Source organism: Candidatus Omnitrophota bacterium (assembly GCA_040755155.1).
Classification (GTDB): domain Bacteria; phylum Hinthialibacterota; class Hinthialibacteria; order Hinthialibacterales; family Hinthialibacteraceae; genus JBFMBP01.
In genome coordinates, this window is sequence record JBFMBP010000113.1 from 20,486 (window position 1) to 43,895 (window position 23,410).

Annotated in this window: 24 protein-coding genes and 1 pseudogene; 13 read left to right on the top strand and 12 right to left on the bottom strand. The window is 50.4% G+C overall.

What is annotated here, in order from left to right; all coding sequences use genetic code 11:
- Nucleotides 1-21: 21 nt before the first annotated feature.
- Complete coding sequence (locus AB1656_17120) at nt 22-504, bottom strand: acyltransferase (protein ID MEW6237107.1); 483 nt, start codon at nt 502-504, stop codon at nt 22-24.
- 544 nt (nt 505-1,048) lie between these two features.
- On the opposite strand from AB1656_17120, the gene purE reads away from it, so the two are divergent.
- The 4 genes from purE to AB1656_17140 all read left to right on the top strand — a co-directional run bounded on the left by purE (nt 1,049) and on the right by AB1656_17140 (nt 5,012).
- Nucleotides 1,049-1,546: a 5-(carboxyamino)imidazole ribonucleotide mutase gene (purE, locus tag AB1656_17125; protein ID MEW6237108.1), complete on the top strand. Its 498-nt coding sequence runs from the start codon at nt 1,049-1,051 to the stop codon at nt 1,544-1,546.
- Between the two features lie 85 nt (nt 1,547-1,631).
- Complete coding sequence (locus tag AB1656_17130) at nt 1,632-2,756, top strand: redoxin domain-containing protein (GenBank protein ID MEW6237109.1); 1,125 nt, start codon at nt 1,632-1,634, stop codon at nt 2,754-2,756.
- Nucleotides 2,757-3,141: 385 nt separating this feature from the next.
- Entirely contained in the window at nt 3,142-4,095 is a 954-nt protein-coding gene (locus AB1656_17135) for an NAD-dependent epimerase/dehydratase family protein (GenBank protein ID MEW6237110.1), read from the top strand.
- Nucleotides 4,096-4,103: 8 nt separating this feature from the next.
- On the top strand, nt 4,104-5,012 hold the full coding sequence (locus AB1656_17140) for a YegS/Rv2252/BmrU family lipid kinase (protein MEW6237111.1): 909 nt from the start codon (nt 4,104-4,106) through the stop codon (nt 5,010-5,012).
- Between the two features lie 30 nt (nt 5,013-5,042).
- Here AB1656_17140 and AB1656_17145 read toward each other — a convergent pair whose 3' ends face one another.
- Nucleotides 5,043-6,098, bottom strand: a complete 1,056-nt coding sequence (locus tag AB1656_17145; GenBank protein ID MEW6237112.1) for a hypothetical protein — start codon at nt 6,096-6,098, stop codon at nt 5,043-5,045.
- 135 nt (nt 6,099-6,233) lie between these two features.
- Between AB1656_17145 and AB1656_17150 the strand changes: the two genes are divergently transcribed.
- Nucleotides 6,234-7,346 (top strand): radical SAM protein, encoded by a 1,113-nt coding sequence (locus AB1656_17150; GenBank protein MEW6237113.1) that lies wholly within the window; start codon nt 6,234-6,236, stop codon nt 7,344-7,346.
- Between the two features lie 224 nt (nt 7,347-7,570).
- Complete coding sequence (locus AB1656_17155; protein ID MEW6237114.1) at nt 7,571-8,551, top strand: phosphotransferase; 981 nt, start codon at nt 7,571-7,573, stop codon at nt 8,549-8,551.
- Nucleotides 8,552-8,555: 4 nt separating this feature from the next.
- On the opposite strand, the gene AB1656_17160 is transcribed toward AB1656_17155, so the two are convergent.
- The 4 genes from AB1656_17160 to AB1656_17175 form a co-directional block, all read right to left on the bottom strand.
- Entirely contained in the window at nt 8,556-8,813 is a 258-nt protein-coding gene (locus tag AB1656_17160) for a type II toxin-antitoxin system RelE/ParE family toxin (GenBank protein MEW6237115.1), read from the bottom strand.
- A 5-nt stretch (nt 8,814-8,818) separates the two neighbouring features.
- Nucleotides 8,819-9,058 (bottom strand): hypothetical protein, encoded by a 240-nt coding sequence (locus AB1656_17165; protein MEW6237116.1) that lies wholly within the window; start codon nt 9,056-9,058, stop codon nt 8,819-8,821.
- 251 nt (nt 9,059-9,309) lie between these two features.
- Entirely contained in the window at nt 9,310-10,104 is a 795-nt protein-coding gene (lpxD, locus tag AB1656_17170; GenBank protein MEW6237117.1) for a UDP-3-O-(3-hydroxymyristoyl)glucosamine N-acyltransferase, read from the bottom strand.
- A gap of 478 nt (nt 10,105-10,582) precedes the next feature.
- A complete protein-coding gene (locus AB1656_17175; protein MEW6237118.1) occupies nt 10,583-11,398 on the bottom strand; it encodes a prepilin peptidase in 816 nt (271 codons plus the stop codon).
- Nucleotides 11,399-11,626: 228 nt separating this feature from the next.
- Here AB1656_17175 and AB1656_17180 point away from each other — a divergent pair, with 228 nt between their 5' ends.
- From AB1656_17180 to AB1656_17195, 4 genes are all read left to right on the top strand, one after another.
- Entirely contained in the window at nt 11,627-11,986 is a 360-nt protein-coding gene (locus tag AB1656_17180) for a histidine triad nucleotide-binding protein (GenBank protein MEW6237119.1), read from the top strand.
- 171 nt (nt 11,987-12,157) lie between these two features.
- Complete coding sequence (locus AB1656_17185) at nt 12,158-14,278, top strand: tetratricopeptide repeat protein (protein MEW6237120.1); 2,121 nt, start codon at nt 12,158-12,160, stop codon at nt 14,276-14,278.
- Nucleotides 14,278-14,865, top strand: a complete 588-nt coding sequence (gene yqeK / locus AB1656_17190) for a bis(5'-nucleosyl)-tetraphosphatase (symmetrical) YqeK (protein MEW6237121.1) — start codon at nt 14,278-14,280, stop codon at nt 14,863-14,865. Before AB1656_17185 ends, yqeK begins: the two co-directional genes overlap by 1 nt.
- Nucleotides 14,862-15,104: a YgiT-type zinc finger protein gene (locus tag AB1656_17195; protein MEW6237122.1), complete on the top strand. Its 243-nt coding sequence runs from the start codon at nt 14,862-14,864 to the stop codon at nt 15,102-15,104. The genes yqeK and AB1656_17195 overlap by 4 nt, the downstream gene beginning before the upstream one ends.
- A gap of 32 nt (nt 15,105-15,136) precedes the next feature.
- Here AB1656_17195 and AB1656_17200 read toward each other — a convergent pair.
- The 6 genes and pseudogenes from AB1656_17200 to AB1656_17225 form a co-directional block, all read right to left on the bottom strand.
- Nucleotides 15,137-15,409: pseudogene (locus AB1656_17200) on the bottom strand (type II toxin-antitoxin system YafQ family toxin).
- A complete protein-coding gene (locus AB1656_17205; GenBank protein MEW6237123.1) occupies nt 15,410-15,670 on the bottom strand; it encodes a type II toxin-antitoxin system RelB/DinJ family antitoxin in 261 nt (86 codons plus the stop codon).
- Between the two features lie 278 nt (nt 15,671-15,948).
- A complete protein-coding gene (locus AB1656_17210; GenBank protein MEW6237124.1) occupies nt 15,949-16,572 on the bottom strand; it encodes a prepilin-type N-terminal cleavage/methylation domain-containing protein in 624 nt (207 codons plus the stop codon).
- A 21-nt stretch (nt 16,573-16,593) separates the two neighbouring features.
- Complete coding sequence (locus AB1656_17215) at nt 16,594-17,361, bottom strand: hypothetical protein (protein MEW6237125.1); 768 nt, start codon at nt 17,359-17,361, stop codon at nt 16,594-16,596.
- Nucleotides 17,362-17,691: 330 nt separating this feature from the next.
- The gene (locus AB1656_17220; GenBank protein MEW6237126.1) at nt 17,692-18,186 is read right to left on the bottom strand and encodes a GNAT family N-acetyltransferase; all 495 of its coding nucleotides are present in this window, start codon (nt 18,184-18,186) and stop codon (nt 17,692-17,694) included.
- Nucleotides 18,176-18,460: a DUF1778 domain-containing protein gene (locus AB1656_17225; GenBank protein ID MEW6237127.1), complete on the bottom strand. Its 285-nt coding sequence runs from the start codon at nt 18,458-18,460 to the stop codon at nt 18,176-18,178. Before AB1656_17225 ends, AB1656_17220 begins: the two co-directional genes overlap by 11 nt.
- A 176-nt stretch (nt 18,461-18,636) precedes the next feature.
- On the opposite strand from AB1656_17225, the gene uvrC reads away from it, so the two are divergent.
- The 3 genes from uvrC to AB1656_17240 all read left to right on the top strand — a co-directional run bounded on the left by uvrC (nt 18,637) and on the right by AB1656_17240 (nt 23,402).
- Nucleotides 18,637-20,499, top strand: coding sequence for an excinuclease ABC subunit UvrC (uvrC, locus tag AB1656_17230; protein ID MEW6237128.1), 1,863 nt, complete (start codon nt 18,637-18,639; stop codon nt 20,497-20,499).
- A 7-nt stretch (nt 20,500-20,506) separates the two neighbouring features.
- Nucleotides 20,507-21,460 carry a hypothetical protein gene (locus AB1656_17235; GenBank protein MEW6237129.1) on the top strand — a complete coding sequence of 318 codons (954 nt, stop codon included), beginning with the start codon at nt 20,507-20,509 and terminating at the stop codon, nt 21,458-21,460.
- 409 nt (nt 21,461-21,869) lie between these two features.
- Complete coding sequence (locus AB1656_17240; GenBank protein MEW6237130.1) at nt 21,870-23,402, top strand: YifB family Mg chelatase-like AAA ATPase; 1,533 nt, start codon at nt 21,870-21,872, stop codon at nt 23,400-23,402.
- The last annotated feature ends 8 nt before the right edge of the window (nt 23,403-23,410 follow it).

Sequence of the window (23,410 nt, forward strand, 5' to 3'; positions counted from 1 at the left end):
TGCATGGGGCGTTTATTTTTATCACCCCTCCATCTTCTCCCTTACGTCCCCTACAATGCGGGCGGGGGAGCCGCAGACGATGGCGTAATCGGGGACGTCCTTCGTCACCACCGCCCCCGCGCCGACGAGAGCGCATTCTCCTATAGTAATCCCGCATAAAATCGTAGAGTTGGCGCCGATGGATGCGCCGCGCTTAACGAGAGTGGGTATCTGCTCCCAATCCTCTTCCGTCATCAGGCTGCCGTCGGGATTCACGGAACGGGGATATTTGTCGTTGGTAAAGCAGACATGCGGGCCGATGAAGACGTAATCCTCGACGGTTACCATTTCGGGAAGGAAAGCGAAAGCCTGAATTTTGACGTTTTTGCCAATGGCGACCTTTTTACGGATTTCGACGAAGGCGCCGATTTTGCAGCCGTCGCCGATGACGCAGCCGTAAAGATTGACCAGTTCGGGATGGTAGATAATAACGTTTTCGCCTAAGCGTACATCCGGCGCAATCATAAGTTTCCTCCTCAACCGTTATTTAATAGGCGTTTCTGCGCGATTTTTAAACGGGAGAGTAGCATAGTTGCGGCGGCGGTTCTATTCCTTTGCGGGGCTTTGGAATGCGCGGACGTCTTCGCTGAAAACGTTTCTTGCTTTTTCGGATGACATGCCCTCATCCCCACTATGCGTAACATGGAATGATAAATCCACTTACAGTAATCTCATTTCGACTGAATCTAAGAGATTTCATGGATTTTCCCTTAGAAATTAACAACTTATCCACAGGCTTATTATGATTAAAATCAAACAAATCTCTTTCTCGAATGACCTCTTTCCACTATTGTTTTATTAAAGATCATGATTTCCATTAGTGTGATTATATTTTTTTAACTGATTGAAAATCAATAAGTAATATTACTTATATCCCGGTTCCATGCAGTTAAGTAAGAAAAAAATCAACCGCCAATGCCGCTTCTCGTACTTCACGCTTATGGGAAAAACCACTATAAGAATTTGTGAAAAAAACAAGTTATCAACAAGCGCTTACAGGGGGAATAATATGAAAGTATCTATTCTCATGGGCAGTCCTTCCGATCTTCCTAAAATGAAAGGCGCCGCCATTGCTTTAAAACAGTTCGGCGTCGCATGGGAAGCGAGGGTTATGTCCGCCCACCGATCCCCTGCCGTCGTCGAGAGTTATGTCCGCGAGGCGCCTAAAAACGGCGTCCGCATTTTCATTTGCGGCGCCGGTCTGGCCGCCCATCTGGCTGGATGCGTGGCGGGGCAGACCCACTTGCCGGTAATCGGCGTACCTCTCTCCAGCGGCGGTCTTAATGGCCAGGACGCCCTCTTTTCCACCGTTCAAATGCCCAAAGGCGTTCCCGTAGCGACTGTCGCCATCGATGGAGCCTTTAACGCCGGTCTCCTTGCCGTGCAGATGCTGGCCCTATCTGACGAAAAATTAACCGCCGAACTCCTCGCATGGAAAAAATCCCAAGAAGAGGCGGTTTTAGAGGCGGATAAAAAAGCGCAGGAAACCATTGCCGAAACGTTTTGACTTTTCGTCGGTTATTCGGTAGGATGAAGTTCCTTGCATCGCGGCCGGCATCATGAAAACCAAATTCTATCGCGAGGCTGATCTAATGAAAAAAACGGCTTGTTTACTTTTTCTCTTCGCCTTTGTTCTCGCTCTTCCCGCTCTTGGCGCGGAAATCAAAAAGGTCAACGAAATGAAAATCGGCGACAAGGCGCCCGATTTCAAACTTCCCGGCGCCGATGGACGCGATTATGCGCTGAAAGACTTCAAGGATGCCGCTATTCTCGTCGTTATTTTCACTTGTAACCACTGCCCCACCGCCCAGGCCTATGAAGAACGGATAATAAAGATCGTGGCCGATTACAAGGACAAAGCCGTCGCCTTCGTCGCCATTTCTCCCAACGATCCCAAAGCCCTGCGCTTGGACGAGCTGGGCTATACCGATCTCAGCGATACTCTGCCGGAGATGAAAATTCGCGCCGAGCAGCGCCAGTTTAATTTCCCTTATCTCTTCGACGGCGAAAAACAGGATGTTTCCCGCGCTTACGGCCCCACGGCTACGCCTCACGTTTTTATCTTCGATAAGGAACGCAAACTGCGCTATTCCGGCGGCGTCGATAATTCGGAAAAAGTGGAGAAGGCTGACGCGCCTTACGTGCGCAACGCCCTCGACGCCCTGCTGGCAGGCAAACCGGTTCCCGAAGAAACCACCCGCCGCATGGGATGCTCCATCAAATGGTCCGAGAAGCGCGATGACGTGAAAAAAGCCCTGGAACGTTGGGCCGCCGAAGAAGTATCCATCGATTCCATCTCCACTCCCCAAATTCTGGAATTGATGAAAAACGATTCTCCAAAACTGCGGCTCGTTAATTTTTGGGCTACCTGGTGCCCGCCCTGCGTTGTGGAATTTCCCGACCTCGTCGAAACCAACCGCATGTACCGCCACCGCGATTTCGAGATGATTTCCATCAGCCTCAACGACATCGAGGACAAGGAAAAGAGCCTGTCTTTCCTCAAAAAGAAGGAAGCCTCCAGTAAAAACTATATTTTAGTTGACGGCGAAGACCCGGATAAACTTATCGAGGGAGTGGGCAACGGATGGGAAGGATCCATTCCCTTTACGTTGTTGATTCGTCCCGGCGGTGAAGTTGTTTTCAAACATCTCGGCGCCGTCGATCCAGTGGAACTGAGAACCGCTATCGTCGAAATACTGGGACGCATCTACAAATAATTTAAGGAGAAAGGCGAATCTCTCGCAGTTTCGAACTCAATATTCGCCCTCCTAGCAAATTTTACTTAAGTTATTGAATTATTGACCGAAATTTGTTATAATGTCTCTGGTTATTACTCTCGCGATCTCGAGCGTTGGCTCGAGCTCTCCTTTCCAGAGTTGAGGACGATGTGAGTAGAAGCGGCGCCGTGTCCCGGCGCCGCTTCGCTTCGTTATGGGCTTTTTTTTTCGCAATGATTTATGCGGGGTGAATTGAAGGGCGAATTGGTATAAAGTACGGCGAACATAACGGTCCAGTGGAACTTGCTTCCCTTGACCCGCCTCATAAACGTTTTCCATTCGCATCCAGATTTTTTTTTCGAAATAAGGATTGGGAAAAAATAGCATGAAGGCATTAGTCACCGGCTGTGCGGGATTCATCGGCAGCCAATTATGCGAACGGCTGGCCGAGAGAGGCGATTCCGTCATCGGCGTCGATTGTTTTACGTCCTATTATGCCGAACAGCGAAAACGCGCCAATCTAGCGGCGTTGATGGCCCGTCCCAATTTTACGCTGGTTGAAGGCGACCTTCTCGCTTTAGACTTGAAGAATTTGCTTTCCCCGGTTGATTGTGTATTTCACACTGCCGGCCAGCCGGGAGTACGCGGCAGCTGGGGCGGACAATTCGACGAATACGTCCGCAACAATATCCTCGCCACTCAACGCCTTCTGGAAGCCGTCAAATCCAATGGCGGCCATACGAAAGTGGTTTTCTCCTCCTCTTCATCCATCTATGGCAACGTCGAACGGCTTCCGGTTTCGGAAAGCGATTTGCCTCGCCCCTTTTCGCCTTATGGAACCACTAAACTCGCCGCCGAGCATCTATGCATGCTCTATCACGCCAATTATGGCGTCTCCATCGTCTCGCTGCGCTACTTCACCGTTTACGGCCCCCGCCAGCGTCCCGACATGGCGTTTCATATCTTCATTAAGGCGCTTTTGCAGAATGCTCCTATTATCCTTCATGGCGATGGCTGCCAAACGCGCGACTTTACTTATGTAGACGACATCGTCGACGCCAATCTCGCCGCCGCCGACAAGCCCGTTGCGGGCGAAATCTTTAATATTGGCGGAGGCAGCCGCCAATCGTTGCGGGACGCTATTGCTATCTTGGAAAGAATCTCAGGTCAAAAAGCTGATTTGGACTGTCGCCCCGCCATCTACGGCGATGTCCGCGACACTTGGGCCGATACGGAAAGAGCGCGTCAATATCTCGGCTTTCAACCCAAGGTGGCTCTGGATGAAGGACTGAAGCGGCAGTTCGAGTGGGAAAAAACCATTTATCCTCCCCAAGATTGACGTTTTTTATGGATACGGTCTACCATTTCATCGCCAATCCACAAGCAAGACGCGGAAAAATCATGGACGAACTGCGCGCCGTCCGTGAAGCTTTCCGCCAGGCGGAAAAAACCGCCAAATTTTATTTTACCGAGCATCCGAGGCACGCCATCGAAATCGCGGACAATCTTACGCGCTCCGGGGCCGAGATTATCCTCTCTTGCGGCGGCGACGGCACGGCTTTCGAGGTTATCAACGGCATTATGCGCAGCGGCCGCGCCAGTTCCGTCCGTTTGGGCATCATACCCCTCGGCACCGGCAACTCCTTCATGCGCGACTTCGGCGTCTCCAGCTGGCGCGAATCAATCGAACGGATTTTTAACGAAAGAACGATTAAGGCCGACATTGGACGAATTACTCCCGCTGGCGGGGAGAATCCCTCCTGCGTCTATTTTCACAATATGGCCGCCTTCGGAACCTTCGCCGAAGCCTGCAAGTTGAGGCATGGCGGCTTTCGCATTATGGGCAAACATGCTTACAACGCCGCTTTTCTTTATCTTCTCACCCATCTGAAACTTTATCCCATCCAACTGGCCTTCGACGGCGCTTCCCCCTTGGAATTACATGGCCCCATCGTCGCCGTCTGCAATTCCCAGTTCACAGGCCACGACATCCGACTTTCCCCCTCTTCCCGCGTCGACGACGGACGCTTCGAAGCGATTTATGTAGAAGACGCCCCCGCCTCGGATTTATTCAAACTTTTCCTCAAGCATCCCAGCGGCCAACATCTGAACCATCCCAAGATAACCGTCGTCTCCGCCTCCCGCATCGATATCCATATCGGCGAAATCGATTGCCACATGGTCGACGGCGAACTCTTTTCCAACCGTCCCTTACGCATCGATTGCCTGCCCCAAGCGCTGGAAATCTTTGCGTGAATAATTTCCTTTGAGAATTTCGCCTATAACTTAACTCGGAATATTATATTGGCTCCAATCGTATTGGTTGTGTTGGAAAACCAGCGTAGAGAAAAATTCCGTATCGCCGATATCTGATTCGTTACTCATGAAAACATCGAAAGAACGGGCGATTGGAATAGCCTCATATTCCATATTGCATGAATGATAAGCCAAGAATTGATAATTAATCGGAAAAGGGCGATTGGGTTTATCTGGACGATAGCCCATTTGCATCATAAACGGTCGATAAACAGGGATTTCGTCGCTCGGAGATAAAAAATCGACAAGATTCATAAATTTTTTTTCTTGCAGGATAAAAACAAGAGGATTGTTTATTCTTCCCGTCTCGAAAAATGCTCTCAGTCCTTCTCTGACTTTTACTAACCGTTGAAAGGCTCCTCCCCGATATTTGGCGAATTCGTATTGGGTCCATGTTTTGGGGGCGCCATGCTTTCTTAGAAGAAGCAGATCGAGAGCGTTGCAAATCAAAAATAAATTTAAGGAATTTGACGATTCATAAATAGATTCGCAGACGCCATCGCAACAATCAGGAAAGGGACGAATAATATTGTGGATTTTTCCCAAAGCCGCATTTGGAGTTGAAGTATTTTTTTGACCGCATATCGTCCTATAATATTCTTTAATTAATTTGCGGGATATGTTGACGCATGCGCTGGAAATATCCGTCAAAATATAATTGATTCGAATAGGTTTGTTCTTGCATATTTGGAGAGGAAAATGATAAATGTAATCGGTAAAGGCTAGAGAACCTGTCGCCGAGCCAACTGCAATATCGATGATGTTGATTTCATGGCTATTTGAAAAAATATCCACCATTATCTTTGATGAAAAAAGCATAGAAAGGGCATGTTGAATCTTCAAAATATGGCTAGGCCAATAAAATGTAAACATCTCCATAACATCGCGTTCGATAAGAGGATCGGTGCTATTAGCCGATTCTGGAACTGTTTGATTTAAGCGGAATTTTTGATAGAGTTGATATATTTCCGGCGAAAGGGACCAAATGCTTCTTTTCATCCAAGCAGGTTGTAGAGTATGCGTCATAATGGTATTCTCCTTTTGTTTAGGTTAAACTTATATAAAGCAATATGTATGCCAAATCGTTTCATTAACCATAATCCGTTTATTCTTCTATGGTTATGGACTTATGTTTTAGCATAAATTTGTGGATATTTTTATATGAATCAAATCGATAATCGATTGGCTCAAATTCAAAGCCGATGGGATGAACTGATAGGCTGCGTTCACGATCCTGCTTTGTTTGAAGGATTGGCTGCCGATTTGGCAAAGAGATGGTTTGCCTATTTTTTTACTCTCCCCAACCGTCCAGAAAAACGCCCCTCGCTTCGGTCTCACGTTTTAGCGCTCTACGATCCTTTTGCGCCGCGTTCCGTCTTTCCCGCCGGGATTCGATTCTCTTGCAATACTTATGTCGGATGTGCTTTGCAATGCGCCTATTGTTATATTCAGACCTATTTCGAAAATCCCTTGATTGCGCCTCACGCCAAGCAGAAATTCGCCGAGCGGCTAGAGAAGGATTTTCGCGAACTGGAGGAATTGAACTTGCCAGCCATTCCCTTGCACTTCAGCAATAGCACGGATGCGCTGCAAGAAACGCTGGAAAAACGGCATCAAAATACGTTTTATCTTCTGCAACGATTGGCGCAGGGAGAACATCGGCGATTTCAACCTATCCGCATGCTTACGCGCAATCCTGCGTTACTGCTCCGCCGCGAATATTTGGATCTTCTTTTGGAAATCAAGAACAAAGTGACAGTGCAGGTATCGATCCCTATCCTAGATCCCAATGCGGGCCATTTTTACGAACCGAATGTTCCCTCTTCCTCGATGCGGTTGCAAGCGATTTACAAGCTTCGTTCGCAGGGCATACCCATATCTTTCCGCATCGATCCCCTCTTTCCGCGCGATCCGCTGCCTAAGGAAATTTTTGGAGAAACCGCATTAACCGGTTTCGATGTTTTGCCCGCGCAGACGGAAATGGATCTTCGTTATTTAGTCCAAGCGGCGGCGCAATGCGGATGCCAATCCATCGTCATTTCGGCTTTGAAAATTCCTCGAAATCTTTCTTCCAGAAATCAACGCCTTATGAAGGGCTGGCTGGCTTTTTATCAGTCGCTCGCAGCGGCGCATCCAAAATTAAATAGCCGGAATTATCTCCGTTTGCCTCATGAATATCAGCATGGAGAGTTGGTCTATCCCATTCTCGATGAAGCGGAACGTTGGGGAATCATCGTGGAGCATTGCAAAAATAATCTTATCCATGCTCGATGAATTTATATATGAGTTCGAATCCGATTCTAACATATCATTCCCTTAAACGTTAAAATAATCGCCTCATTTTCATCCCCCCCTCTCTAGCCGCCGCCGGAGTTTCCGATAATGGTTATGCCGAGGATGCGAAAAAACGGCTGCAAAGCCGTAAAACCCCCTCGACTTCGCTCTGTTTTTGTGTTGGATTACCTTATAGATAGAAACGAAAAGCAGCGGCCTTGAAAGTGGTGGAACTGAAATCCTACGACTGGTTGGAAGATGCGATCCTGACGGTTTGCAAGAAAGTCTTCCCTTTGGAACCGGCTCTGACGGTCCATTCCATTGCGCAAAAGCAGCACCGTATTTTTCCCCATCAGGATTACGATTTTCTTCTGCAATCCCCCGATGCGGAATTCCGGCTGATTCTGCGGCTTCATTACGGAATGTTCTCCCTTTGGAGCGGCGTGGAAGACATCAAGACCGCCAAGGAATTTTCCGTTATGCGCCATGCCTATCAGCATGGCTATCCCGCCCCGTTTCCCTATTGCTTCAGCACCCGCAAAATGCCCTTCGGGCGCTCTTACCTCATCATGGACGCGGGCGACGGGCGCCGCTGGTGGGAGATGGAAGGCAGCCTACGCGCCATCCAGGAGGAGACCGTGGATTCGCTCGCGGACCAGTTAGCGAAACTCCACGCTTCCGTCTCTCCCCAACATCCTTTGATTCCCAAGATTGACGTCCCCAAAGCGCTGAAAACCCTGCGCTCCCGCTCCGCGAGCCTTAATATTTCCGATCTGGATAAAGCGCTGCGCGTCTGCGGCAAGGCTTTCGAAACGGTCGGCGCCGCTTCCACCGTTCTTCTTCACGGAACCTTCGAAATGGACAATACGCTTCTCGTTCACAACCGCGTCCGCACGGTAACGAACTGGGAGCACGCCGCCATCGGCGATCATCGCTGGGACGTGGCTTACGCCTCCCTTGCCTTGCAGCAGAAGGGCGACCGTTCCCTGGCGAACCGCTTCGTAGCCCGTTACGTCCAACAAACCGGCGCTTCGCTGGAAAACATGGATTTCTGGGAAGGCTTGATCGCCCTGCGCCACTATGCTCTTGGTGAATGGGTGCGTTCTCTCGACGAGCGCAGCTTCAGCGTCATCGCAGGGATGCAAACGGACCTTTTCGATCGTCTCGAAGCCATGCGCGACCGCGCCCTGGCGCAGTTTGGGTAGGGTTTCATCGGTAAACCTGCCGCCGATGGTCGATATCGATGACGAGGATCACGAGCCGGTCGTCATGAATTTCGTAAATGATGCGAAAATTGCCCATACGAAGGGACCAGCGATTTTCAACTCCTTTTAACTTTTTTACGCCGGCGGGGCGGGGATTGTTCGAGAGGGAAGCGATGCGTTTTAAAATACGGCTGCGCAACGGTTTCACGATGGATTCCAGGACGCGATCGGGAGCGGGCTTGATGATAAGGGTATAAGACATCGGCTTTATTCTTGAAAACCGTATTTCTTTTCGATCTCCTCAAAAGGAATCTCCCCCGGTTCTTTCAGCGCGGCGTCGGCAAGTTGGTTCAGCCTCTGGTCCTCCAACTCATCCAAGTATTCGTAATCCTCCATCTCCATGATGACGAATTCATTGCCTTTATACTGAAAAAAGACTCGTTCACCGGTGGTCAGGATTTTTTCGCAATAAGCAGCTAAGTTTTCTTTTTCAATAGTTTGCGCCATGATAGCCTCTCTCTTGCATTGCCGATCTGCGGCGGCAAATCTTTATAAACGCATTCTAATGTCAAAACGGCTGCGCCGCAATGTTTTTTTAGCCGCTCGAATTTCGGAACGATTTCTGTAGAAAAGAATGGAGAATTGATTGAAATAGAGGAATTCCCTCCGACAAGGCTGCGCCGAAAGAAAGGATTGAGCGCTTCGGCAGGAATTTCACTCTACCTGTTTGAGTTGATAACTATGAGAAATGGAAATGCTTATCGTTTTTTCAGTTTCTTTTCCAATTCGGCGAGCCGTTCGATGTATTCGGGGAGTTTGGCGATGTTTTCCCGGTAGTGGCGGAAGGATTCGGCGTCCATAGCGGGGGAGCCGCCGATGACGGCGCCGCCGGCGACGTCTTTACTGATGCCGGAGCCGTTCATCACGCTGGCGCCGTCGCCGATGCGGATATGGCCAACCATGCCGACGCCGGGGCCGATTTTAACGAAAGCGCCGATTTTGCTGCTGCCGCAGATGCCGACGCCGTCGCCGATGAGGGAGTCCTCGCCAACAGTGACGTTGTGACCGACTTGAACCAGGCTGCCGATGACGGCGCCTTTGCCGATGGTGGTGCGTCCGAGCGTAGCGCGGTCGATGGCGGCGTTGGCGCCGATGCGCACGTCGTCCTCGATGACGACATAGCCTACCTGGGGAATTTTACAGTGCATGCCGTTGGGTTCTTTGGCGTAGCCGAAGCCATCGCTGCCGATGACGACTCCGCTTTGAATGAGCACGCGGCTGCCTACCTGCGTTTTTTCGCGCAGGACGACGGCGGGATGGAGGATCGTCTCTTCACCGATGACGCAATCTTCGCCGATATAGCATCCGGCATGGATGACAGTTCCCGAACCGATGCGAACGCCGCGTTCAATGACGACGTTCGCGTGAATTGCAACGCGCTCGCCTAGGACGACGCTGGGATCGACGATGCTAGTAGGATGCAATAGGGATTCAATCCCGGATAATTGCAGCGCGGAAGCCGCGCTATTCACGGTTACCACCACTCTATTCATAGATGGTCAACCCCCTGATTCTTTCGCCTTCGCAAACGAAGGACCCATACGGATTATTCAAATCCAATTCGCGGGTAGGCGCATGACTCTTCTCGCCGCCGCCGATCTTTTTATTATTAAACCCTACTATTGAAAACACAAACACTTACGATTATAAGATAAAATTACCGATAATTCGATTATTCATTCATAACTTCAATTGAATTGTTAGCGTTCGACAATAAGGCGTCTAAATTATAATCTAATAATTGTAAGAAAATCAACTAAATAATCGACTTTCTTCTCTTTTTCCTAAAAAAACCGATTTTTGCGATGTAATGGCAGACGGCGCTGCGCTTTAAGCCTGCCCTGCGGTTTTCTGTCACCCCAAGTTCTTTGTCGAAGAGACAGAGGAAAACCGCTATCAATCATACCGATTAATATGGATTCTGGAAAGAGGAAACCCCAGCGGCGCCATCGAAATCGTTCGAGCAAACGATTAATAAGCAAAGGGTTGAGCGTACCAAAGGACGATCTCTGGACCGTAAAGCAAACAAATATAGGCGCCGAAAGCAAGATAAGGACCGAAGGGGATATGGCCGTATTTTCCGATGCGTCCGGACAACTTCAAACCCAACCCGGCGATGGAGCCGATAAAGGCGGCCAGAAAAATGCAAAGCAGGGATATGTCCCAACCAAGAAAGCCGCCGAGAAAAGCCATGAGTTTGACGTCGCCGAATCCCATCGCCTCTTGCTGGAAAACCCAAGAGCCAATAAAGCGGATAGACCAGATAACGCCGCCGCCCACGGCGACGCCTAGAAGGGAATGGGTCAAATCCCGAACCAATGCCGAGGGGAATAATCCGCCCCATTGCGCGGCGGCGGCGGCGATCAGGGAAAGAGGAATCATAGGGATGGAAAAAATATCGGGAATGTATTGATGATCCCAATCGATGCCATTAGCGACGATGAGAATAGAGACGAGGAAAAGATAGAGAAGCGCCGTGGAGACGTTTTGGCAATGATGGACGATTCCCATAAAGAGAAGCGCCGTCATTAATTCGTAAATCGGGTAGCGGAGGGGAATGCGCGCCTGACATTGGCGGCAGGCGCCGAGGAGAAAAAGATAGGAGAGAAGAGGAATATTGTCGTACCAGGCGATTCTGTTTCCGCACTGCGGGCAGTGGGAGCCGGGAAAGACGATCGATTCCTCGCGGGGAATGCGCCAGACGCAGACATGAAAAAAACTGCCGCACGCCGCGCCGAAAATACCGGCGGCGAGAGTGAAGAAACTATGGGGAACGGAATCGAACATAAGCGTTTTTTCCTTGCGGCGCGCCGGATGATAAGACGCGCTTCGGAATTCGACCGAGCGCAATCCCCGCTGCGGAACTAGAGGCGCCTTGCGGCGCCGCTAGACGCAAGACGGAGGGGAATGCACAATAAGTCAATGATATGGAGCGTCCGCACTTTTCATGCGCCGGACGTTCCGTTCTCATCACCCTGGACCGCCAGCGGCGAAGAGGGAAAAGAGAGGAGTTCCATGAATCCAGAGAATAACGCCGATTGCATTTTCTGTAAAATCGCAGCTCGGACGCTGCCTGCGCCATTAGAGTACGAGGATGATTATGTGGCGGCTTTTAAAGACATCAACCCTCACGCTCCAGTTCATCTCTTGATTATCCCTAAAAAGCACATCGAGAAGATTGGCGATTTGCATGGGGAGGACGTCAATCTATTGCCCATGATGGCGGCGGCGGCGAAACAACTCGCCCAGAAATTTGGAATCTACGAAGAAGGATTCCGGCTAGTGATCAATTCGGGAGATAACGGAGGACAGACGGTCTATCACTTGCATATGCACATGTTAGGCGGACGCTTTATGCGCTGGCCTCCAGGCTGAACAGGATCGCGCGGCGCTCCGTTCACTTTTTTTCTCAAATCGCGGTATACTTCAATAAATGGATTGTGTTTTTTTGATCCATCGAGATTTTAGGAATGGAGTAATTGATGGGTTTAACGGCGTGACCTTCCTGCGATTTTACGAAGTAAGAAACCGCATTTATTGAAATAAATGAAACTATCTCTTCGACTTATATTGGTTTCGTGTATCGCCCTTCTTTCGGGATGTTCGGCGCCGGAGAAGCCGCGTCCGCCGCAAATCTCGTCCCCGGAACATCCAAAAACGCCAGTTGAAAATGTCAAGGAAACGCCGGTTGCTCCCGTGGAACCAGCGGCGCTGGAGAAGTCCGTTCTCTCTCCAGACGATCGGAAAAAAGTGTTTACTCAATTTTTGCAAGGCGCGCTGCTGGAAAAAAAGTACCGGTACGAAGAAGCGGGCGATGCCTATGCGAAAGCCTATAAAACCTATCCCGAATCCGCCTATCTGGGCGCCATGACGGGCGGAGCGCTCTTGAAAAGCGGAAAAATCGACGAGGCGATCCAATACGCAAATAAAGCCATTCGCAGCGGATCGGAAGAGGCGGAAGCGCATCGCGTTCTGGGCGAGGCTTATAAGCATCGGCAAAAATGGAACGACGCCGTCTCCGAATACGAGAAGATGCTTGCTTTGGATCCCTCCTCGTTGGAGGCCATGCAGGAATTGTCGCAACTTTACCAGCGGTCGGAGCGTTACGACGACGAAATTGGAATCCTGCGCAGGATGATTCGCACCGACCCGGCGCAGGAGATCGTCTATCGCTTCACGATCGCGGTCTTATACTACCGTTTGAATCGGTTGGACGACGCTTTGGCGGAGTATGGGGAACTCGCTCGGCTGGCGCCCCGCTTTCCCGACGTCTATTTGAGAATCGGCGGCATTTACGAATTGCAGGGGCGGACAGAGAAGGCGATCGAGGCATATGGATCGGCGTTGAATTCCTCGCCCGACAATAAAGAAGAAGTCCTTATCCGGAAACGCTTGGGGAAACTCTACCTCGTCCGCGGAGCGTACCCAGAAGCCATCGAACAATATTCCTCGATCCGGCGGCTGGCGCCGGACGATTTGGATGCGCGGAAAAATCTGGCTTTTCTTTATATCCAACAAGGAAAATACGAAGAATCCTTGGAAGAAGTAGAAGCGGCCGCCAAGGACTCTCCCGCCGATTACCGGATACAAGGATGGCGGAAAGAAGTATTGGAGAGTCTGGGAAGAAAAGAAGAGGCTTGCCAGGGATTTTTGAACGCTTTAGAGCGCGCCCTGGAGGAGGACGTCAAAGCGAATACGCTGCCGTTTTTGCGGGAAGCGTCCAGCGGCGATTTTTTGCAGGAGACGGAAGATTGCCGTCTGCTGCCGCGCTTGGAGGAAATCCTAAAAAAGGCGATTACGAAACAAATTGCGATTCCCAGGGCGCTTTTCGCCCACGCCAATCTTGCCGCCTATCGGAAGAATCTGGAAGAATTGCAGCAAGACATTGAATTGATATTCGAGGGGCTGAACCGGGCGGAAGCCGGCGGAAAGAAGGAAGAGGCGGAGGATATCGCTTTCGAATTGCTTCTATGGCCGCAGGTGAGGCAGGCCTATTTGCAGCCCATCGGCCTGAACGATCCCATCGAACTGCTGGAAAAGTGCCGCCGATCATTCCCCGGCCATGAAGCGTTTTTGCGGATTCTGGGCATCGCCTATATGGAAAGAAAAAATTGGCTGGCCGCGGAAGAGCGATTGAAAGAAGCCTCCGGATTGATGGAAAAAAATACGTCCGCCTATAAGGAAGTCTTGTTTCAATTGGCGGGATTGTATGAAAAAATGAATCGTCTCGCCGATGTGGAACTGGCGATGAAAGAAGCGATTTCGCGGTTTCCGGAAGACCCGGAACCTTATAATTATTTGGGATATACGTTTGCGGATCGCAATGTGCGGCTGGATGAGGCGTTGCGGTTGATCGAAACGGCGCTTAAATACGACCCGGACGACGGGAATATCGTCGACAGTCTGGGTTGGGTCTATTTCCGGCTGGGAAACAACCAGACCGCTATCAAGCATTTGCAGCGCGCATCGGAGCTGCGGGCGAATCATCCCGTCATTCTCGATCATCTGGGCGACGCCTATAAACAAGAGGGAGACAATGGCAAAGCGTTGGAGTTTTGGAAAAAAGCGTTGGAATGCGGCCCGCAATATCCCATCGAATTCACGGCGGAATTTCAAAACGCTGTGAAGCGTAAAATTGAAGAAATGGAGAATTCGATAAAACCGTGATGCTTCATCCGCCAGAAGACGCCATTCGGCGCCTGGAATCCAGACTTTCCAGCGAACGTTTCCGCCATAGCGTAGGAGTATACGAAACGTGCGTCCTATTAGCCGACGCTTGGAAGAATTACCCCGTGGACAGGGATTGGCTGATGTGGGCGGCGTTGTTTCACGACTGCGGCAAAGAATTGAGCGGCGCCCAGACGGAAGAACTGCTAAATGACGAGCCGCTTCGTTGGGGCGCCGAGCTGATGGAGTTTAAGAAATTGAGACATGCGCCCTTGGGAGCGAAACTCTTGCAGATGGAATACGGCGTGGAAAACGATGATGTTTTGAAGGCGGTGGCCTATCATCCCACCGGGTCGCCCGAATTGACGCCGATCGGATGGATGGTCTACATCGCCGATTATCTGGAACCGAACCGCTCGGGATTCGAAGATCGTGAAATGATGTTGGAACAGGCGTGCGCCGATCCCATGAAAGGTTTGCGCCTGATGGCGGACTTGCGCATCCAGGTTGTAAAGAAAAAAGGAAAGACGGTGCATCCGCTGGCAGTGGAGTTTCGAAAATATCTTAAATTGTTAGGAAAGCCATGAAGCCTTTCGATAAGCGCCCCATTTGCGGCGGCGAGTTGGCGGAAAAAGAGGTAGAAAAACTGCTGAAAGGCGGGATGCATACGGCGATTCTAAAAGTTCACGCCGACGTATGTCTACATTGCGGCGAGCGATTGTATTCGGTTGAAACAGCGCAACGTTTCGAGGAGATTCGAAACAAGTTGGAAAGTCAAGAATTCGAAGAGTTTCAACTGGTGGGACAAACCTCCCAGGTTCTTTGATGTGTAATATCTTTGTCTTTACTTGCTATATTTTACTTTTCAAATAAATCCGCATGAGAACCAGTTCTTTCAAGAATAAGACATTCGTTATCAACACGATAAATTAGGAGCCAGTCTGGTTCTATATGACATTACCTATGTCCTTCCCATTTGCCCATTAACTTATGACTCCAATAGACGGAAGGCAATGGTTTTTCATCTTGCAAAAGATCAACGAGGCTTTCCAATTTGTCAATGTTCTTCCCGCGTTTTGCAATACGCTTCAGATCTTTAAAAAAAATATTCGTTGTTTTTATGGAAAGCACTTAAATTCCTATTTCTTTGCGCAAGTCGGAAAAACGATTGAATGTGGGAAGGTTTTCCGTTTTTTCGCCCTCTTTCATAGATTCAACGGTTTCTTGGTTAGGAATATTTATGTTGAAGGGCAAACCCTTAAGAAGGTTGACTTGAGCATAAAACATACGGATGGCTTCTTCTTCCGTAATGCCATGTTGTTGAAATATCTTAACAGCTTCTCTTTTTAAATCGCTATCGATGAGCGTTCTTATCCGATCGTCGAATCCCATTTTTTAAGCCTCCATTCCACTTATCATTGTACGCCATTAGAAACGCATAAGGAATGGTTTTTTCTCCTCATTGAATGGGCTGATCGTAAATATTACATTTAAAATCTCGGATTGCGAATAGCGTATCGTTAATTCGCGTCAGCGTCTGGATCAACGCATCCCGAATTCCCCCTTTCCCCTTGCATTGATACTCGCTGCGTTCAACCTGATTTAAGAGGTTCAAGGGTAAAATACCCTTGCCCTAAGCGCCCGGCGCTAACCGGCTGCAAAAAACCCACTCAATATGACGGTTTCCAGTCGCTGGCCATGAGAATATCGCCTAGGCTGACCAACCCATTGGATGGATCATAGCGCATATAGCGAAAGGTAGCCGCAGGGTATTCGGGAACAGAGAATCGTCCCGGCGTATCCCAAATCACATTGGATGCGCCGGGGTACTCGAAAACGGGATTGGAGTCGTCGGAATAGCTTGGCCCAGCGCTGGCGCATAACCATCGGGTGGCTTTTCCAGAAGGATTCCCGCCGCGATCCCACTTTGCATCCCAATCCGGTTCGGTTCCGAAGGTGTAATGTTTTTGCGTCTTAGCCCATGTATCCGCGCTAGCGACGGGATTGTTGTAGAAAGGATCTTCGGGAAGCATCCCCAGATAGGCTACCGGATGAGTAAGGCGATACAACCCGGCATGGAGGGGGACGTCCGAATCGTGATGATTTTCGGTATACGTCCCCCAATCCAGGCTGTACATTTCCTGCCCTTGTCCCATCGCGCGCATATCGGAGAGTACTTTCGCTACTCTAGCCCGCGTTTGCGCGTTTAAGAAATTCGGAACCGCGATCGCCGCTAAAATTCCGATAATGGCGACAACAATGAGCAACTCGATAAGGGTGAATCCTTTTTTCATGGACCATCCCTCTCCGATGGCTTAATAGAGCGGCCATTCCGTAATGGGCGCGGGACCGAAGATGACGATGTTATCGATAATGCATTGCGTTCCTACGGTATTCCCCGACATCCAGATGGAAATGACGTTGAGTCCCTCGTCTGGGTAAGTTTCCCGACGAAAACCGAAATCTTCCGCGAGTTGCACTTCGTCTTCCCCTTCTTTTTGCGCGTAACAGGAAAATAATTGATCGGAAACATCTACATCGATGACATAACGCATCGAAATCTTTTTCCCATCCGTATATGGAAACACTTGAAACGCTTGATACGACCCGCCGCCCACCCAATCTCCGTTTCGGCAATCGACCACGCCCCCGCCGCCTTCCTGCATGCGCGACATAACGCCTTGTTCGGGCCAACCCAATTCGGGATTCCCGTCAAAATCGAAGTTGCTGCGCGTGCTGATGCAAAAGCCCACATCGATATTCCCATCTACGGGACCAACGTATTGCCAATCCCAAGTTACAGTAAAAACCCCCGCTGTTTGTTTGGGAAAGTTTATGAATATCCAATGGTCTGACGTATCGACCTGAGTAACAACCAGGGTTTCGTTCTCAATCATAAAAAAACCGTCCGGCGTATCGGCGGGCGAATCTTCCCACAGGTTCGCTGCGCCGGCCGGTTGATCAATAACCGTCCCATCGATGTATCCTTCCGCCTTTGAAAATCCATTCGAATAAATGACTTGCGCGTTTGAATGGGCGCAAATTACGGCCAATAAGCCTACAAACGCCATTCTCTTGAGCATTTCCTCATCCTCCTAATTAGTTTTTGCAATTTTGACTGCTGATTAAACATAACCAATCTACTCGAATAATCACTAACGCTATTACAAAAAATCAATCGCGTCAATACTAAAATTATTAAAAAATCAGACGTTCACAAATTTATTTGTTAGGCGGAGTCCCCTTCATCGATTCCGTTTACCTATTAATTGATGATTCCAATGAGGAGCGGAAATCGGATTTTCTACTTGAAGAAGATCAACGAGGATTTCAATTTCGCTTGATCTGATGCGAGAGGAACAAGGGTAGTAAAACTTAACCTTAACGCCTTTCTCTTTCCTTCCTTCAAAACCTTACCCATTTTCTATAAAGCTTTTTATGGCCGATAAGGGCAGGACAAGCCGCTTCCGGTTTCCGGATAATCTCATAAAACCAAATCCTTCATAGAAGGATGCCGCCTTTTCGTCTTTGGCGTCAACCACTATCCCCATAATTCCGATAGTTTCCGCCGCATGGAGCGTGGTTTTGAAAGCATGGAAAATAAGGACATCCCCGTATCCCCGTCCCTGATAGGTTTTGTCAACGGCTAATCTGCCAAGTAAAAGAAAGGGAAGGTCGTTGTACTTTCCTGCTTTTTGTTCTTCCGGCAGGTTGTCCAATGGAACGGAATGGGCGCTGATCGAATAGTAACCGATGATTTTCACCCCATCCGCAAGAACATAGACTTTCGTTAGACTCCGTTTTTGATCCTGATTGGCGAATTTCTGCAAGTACAGGTTTAGGGCATCGACTCCGCAGTCAAATGCTTTACGGTTATGCTTTTGGGGATTGAGAGACTCAAACTCCATTTTTATAGGTAATCTCCCGGTATTTCTGGGCGGCATACTTTAGTCTGTCTGTCGGTTCTGGAGGATTGTCGAGCATCTCGAAAAACCGATGCCAGTCCTCCTTACTAAATCGGGTTTTCTCGTGTTCGGCGATGACGGCTTCCGCCATGCGCCGTATGCTTTGGCGAATAAACTTGCTTTTGTCCAGTTTAAGAAACGCTCTTGCCCTTTCCATCATATCTAAGGTCATTGCATCCATTCGGACTTTGAGCGTATCCGCTTTTCTGTTGTCCACGGTTATAACCTACCTCTTTTAGAATTTTCTTTATTGTACCCACATTTGCGCCCACGCGTCAAGTTTCTTCTTTTCTTCTCTCGCTGTTTTGTGGATTATTTGGTTTAGCAATAAAATAAAAGGATAACGAACGCATTTACTCATTCTTCCTTTTCTTTGGGGGAACAAATTGAAAAATGATTACCAAAGAGCAGCGAGACCTTTTGCCCAGGGAACCCGGCGTTTACTTGATGAAAAACGCCGAGGGCGAAGTTCTCTATGTGGGCAAGGCCATCGACATCCAAAAGCGCATTCGCTCCCACTGCCAACGGCGCGACGGGCGTTTCGCATCCCCCTTTGTGGAACGAGTGGACAAAGTGGACGTCATTATCGCCAGCAATGAAATCGAAGCGCTGCTGCTGGAATACAATCTCATCAAGAAGCACAATCCGCCCTGCAACGTCAAACTCAAGGACGATAAACGGTATCCCTATATTAAAGTTACTACGCAAGAAACGTATCCCCGCGCTTTTATCACCCGCACCGTCGAGGCGGACGGCGCGCAGTATTTCGGCCCTTATCCTCACGCAACCCAAGCGCGCCGGACGCTTTCCGCCCTCTATGAAATTTTTCCCATCCGCTCCTGCAAGCACGAGTCGGAGAAATTGCTTACCGTCCGTCCCTGCCTCGATTACGAGATGGGACGCTGCTGCGCTCCCTGCGGATCGATTGTAACTCAGGACGAATACGCCGTCCTTTGCCAGGGCGTCATCGGCTTCCTGCGCGGGAAACATGAAACCGTCCTGCAAGCCCTCAATAAACGAATGGAGGAATGCTCCGAAGCCCTGCAATTCGAAAAGGCCGCCTTTTACCGCGACATTTTGCAAGCAGCCCGTCAATTCGCCCATCGCCAAACCGTGCTTGTCCAGGCGGTGGACAATCAGGATTTCGTCGGCTTCGCCCAAGTGCACGACGCCGTTTGCGCCGCCGTCATTCGCCGCCGCAGCGGGCGCGTCGTCGGCGCGTCGCGCCATTTTCTCGACGATTTCGCCCAGGCGGACGCCAAGGAGATGCTCTACTCTTTCCTCCTCCATTTTTACGCACGGAATACCGACGTTCCCAAGGAAATATTTCTCCCATCCGCCATTGGATCGGAAACTATCCGCAGTTTGGAAAAAGCGCTTTCGCTCGCTGCGGACCGCGCCGTCAAGATCAAGATTCCCCAGCGCGGGGGCAAACACGCCATGCTGCAGCTGGCGGAAAAAAACAGCCGCCACTACGCCGAGGAGCAATACCGCAAAATTCACGGCGTCAAGAAAAGCGTTTCCCCCGCCGTGATTTCCCTTCAGGAATCGTTAAAATTGGAGATTCTTCCTCTGCGCATCGAGGGCTACGACATTTCCAATACGCAGGGAAACGAGGCGGTGGGATCGATGGTGGTCTTTCATGACGGCAGGCCGCATAAAACATCCTATCGGCGCTTCCGCATCCGCGAAGTCGGCCGCATCGACGATTACGCCATGATGCGCGAAATGCTGCGCCGCCGCTTTATCCACGGCCAGGGGGACGAAGAGGAAAAAAAGCGCTTTGCCGAGCCGCCCGACCTGATTCTCATCGACGGCGGCAAAGGGCATTTGCAAGCGGCGTTGGAGGCGCTGGACGAATTGGATATTCATCATTTTCCTATTTGCAGCCTGGCCAAGCGGGAGGAGGAAATCTTCCTCCCCGGCGTTTCCGCGCCCATCCGTCTCGATCGGCGCAACTCCGGCCTGCGGCTGTTGCAGCAAGTGCGGGACGAAGCCCACCGCTTCGGCCTCGCTTATCATCGCCAGTTGCGGGGCAAAAAATTTCAACGCTCGGCGTTGCGCGACATCACCGGCGTCGGTCCAGCGCGGGAGCGCCTGTTGTTGCGGCGCTTCGGTTCGTTGGAAGCGTTGCGCAACGCCTCGCTGGAAGAGATCGCCGCTGCGCCGGGAATTACGATAGACCTCGCCCGCCGCATCCGCGATAGTATTATGAGTGATGGGAAAAATGGCGGATGTTCCGAAAAAACAACTTGAGGCAACAATGACGAAAACGACTTTTACGCCGAAGTGGATTGTTGGGGGATTGCTCCCGATTCTGCTTTTCCTGCTTTTTCTCATCCCCAAAAGCTTGGCTGATCAGAACATTAATACGGAAGCGAATTTTCCTGATCCGGTTTTCCGGCAAGCCGTTGAAGAATTCATGCAAATCGCTCCGGGAGAGAAAATCGCTTCGTCGCAAGCCTCCGCCGCCAGCGCCAAATTCATCTGCAAAGCCACGGGAACCGTCGATTTGACCGGCTTGCAATATTTCGCCAACCTGCGGGATTTCGGCCTGTTCAATAGTTATATGGAGCGCTTCGACGCTTCCATTCTTCCCCTCCTCAAGCGGTTGTATTGCTCCGGCAATATTAAAATGGCTACGCTCGATATTTCCAAAAATCCCAAATTGGAAGTCTTGGAAAGCTTCCAGAACCAACTTCAGCGCCTCGATCTTCTCCAAAATCCCAAACTATCGACCCTCTTTTGCGGTTCCAATAAATTGACGGTTTTGGACGTATCCAAAAATAAGGAACTTTTCAAATTAATCTGCGAAAACAACCGGCTGGTGCGCATCGTCTTTTCCCATCACCCCGCAATGATGTTTTTAGGATGCCCTTTCAACGAGTTGCAGACTCTTGATTTGAGCGGCTGTCCCGGCCTTAGCGCCATCGACTGCTCGTTCAACCGGCTGACGCGCCTTGACCCATCCCGAAATCCCGACCTGCGTACTTTGAATTGCGCCAACAACAACCTCACGGAATTAAATATCTCGCAGAATAAAGTATTGGTTTATTTGGATTGCTCCAACAATCCGATTACCGAATTGGACGTTTCGCAAAATCCCGAATTGGGTTCCGTGGATATCCGGGGCACGAAGATCGAATCGTTGAATCTCCGGGGGAATTTTCATTTAAGAAATATCATCGACGACGGGAATGTGCGTATTATAAGATAACTTATGTTACGCAGCCAATACCATTGCGCCATCGGAAAAATCGTTCAAGAGAGGCGTTTAGCTCTTCATGATTACGTCTCTTTCGAATCGCGAAGACGCGAAAAGAATCGAATTTCGCGAAATTTCTTCTCCCAGCCTTGAAAGGCTGGGCACTCTAAATGCCCCTTTAAAGGGGCAAACGGTAATAGCCCACCGTTTCAACGGCGGGTTTAGGAAGGGATTTTTTTTTCGTGTTTTTCTTTTTCATTTCGTTTTTTCGCGATTCAATCGATGAGGGTAAGAGATTTCTTTAATTTCTCAGTGCGCGTAACATGATTTATTAACCAACGCTTCGCATCTATAGTAATTCATTCGCCAATTTGATTTAATATTGATCCAATAGGTTTTAGAAAAGGGGAGCGCCGTATTTATGTACGTCCGGGTATTGTCCAGCGCTATCATCGGCATAGACGCTTACATCATGGAAGTCGAGCTGGATATGGCCTCCGGCCAGCCGGGCATGACCATCGTCGGACTGCCCGATATGGCGGTGAAAGAGAGCCGGGAGCGCGTGCGTTCGGCATTGGCGAATTGCGGTTTTCCCTTTCCCCCCAAGAAGATGATCTTCAACCTCGCTCCGGCGGATGTTCCCAAAGAAGGCTCCGCCCTGGATTTGCCCATTGCCGTCGCCTTGTTGGCGGCTTCCGATCTCATTCCGGCGGAACGCGTGGAAAATACGATCCTGATGGGCGAATTGTCCTTGGAGGGGACGTTGCGCCCCATTCGCGGCGCGCTGCCGGTAGCCATCGCGGCGAAAGAGCGCGGCATCAAACGCTTTCTCCTGCCCCATGATAACGCCAACGAAGCCGCCGTCGTGGAGGGCGTCGACGTTCATCCCGTCAAAACCTTGCCGGAAGCGCTGGAAATCCTGACGAACTCGAATCATCCTCCCTTACGCATCGATGCGAATCGTCTCTTTCTCGATTGCGCCGTCTACTCCCGCGATTTCGCGGAAGTCAAAGGCCAGGAGCACGTAAAGCGCGCCTTGGAAGTTGCCGCCGCCGGGGGCCACAACGTCATCATGATCGGACCGCCGGGTTCGGGCAAAACCATGCTGGCCAAGCGCATGCCCACCATTCTGCCGCCCATGAGTTTCGAGGAAGCGCTCTCGACGACGAAGATTCACAGCATCCACGGCTCGCTGCCGTTGAATTGCGCCATGATCGCCGTGCGTCCGTTCCGCTCGCCCCATCATTCCGTCTCGGACGCCGGGCTGATTGGCGGCGGCGTCAATCCCCATCCCGGCGAAGTCAGCCTGGCCCATAACGGCCTGCTCTTTCTGGACGAGATGCCGGAATTTTCCCGCAACGTGTTGGAAAATCTGCGCCAGCCGCTGGAAGATGGCGTCGTAACCATCTCCCGAGCTTCCGGCTCGCTTACTTTTCCCAGCCGCTTCATGCTGGTTTCCGCCGCCAATCCCTGCCCTTGTGGTTACTTTGGCGACGGAACCCGAACCTGCCATTGCCTGCCCGCGCAGATTCAGCGATATATGTCCAAACTCTCCGGCCCGCTGCTGGACCGCATCGATATTCACGTCGAGGTTCCCAGCGTCTCTTTCGACGATCTTCACGCTCCCCCGACAGGCGAGCCGTCCAGCGTCATCCGCGAACGCGTTTCGAAAGCGAGGACGATTCAACGGCGGAGATTTAACGGTCGAAATATATTCTGCAACGCGCACATGGGATCGAAAGAGATCAAGGAATTTTGCGGAATGGACGAAGCAACGCGCGATATGCTGCGGTCGGGTTTGGAGCGGTTGGGCCTGTCGGCGCGCGCATACGATAGAATAATCAAAGTGGCGCGCACCATCGCCGATTTGACAGGAAATGAAGCCATACAGCCAGCGCATATCACCGAAGCGGTGCAATACCGCACGCTCGACCGCAAACTCTGGCTGCGCTGAGGCAATTC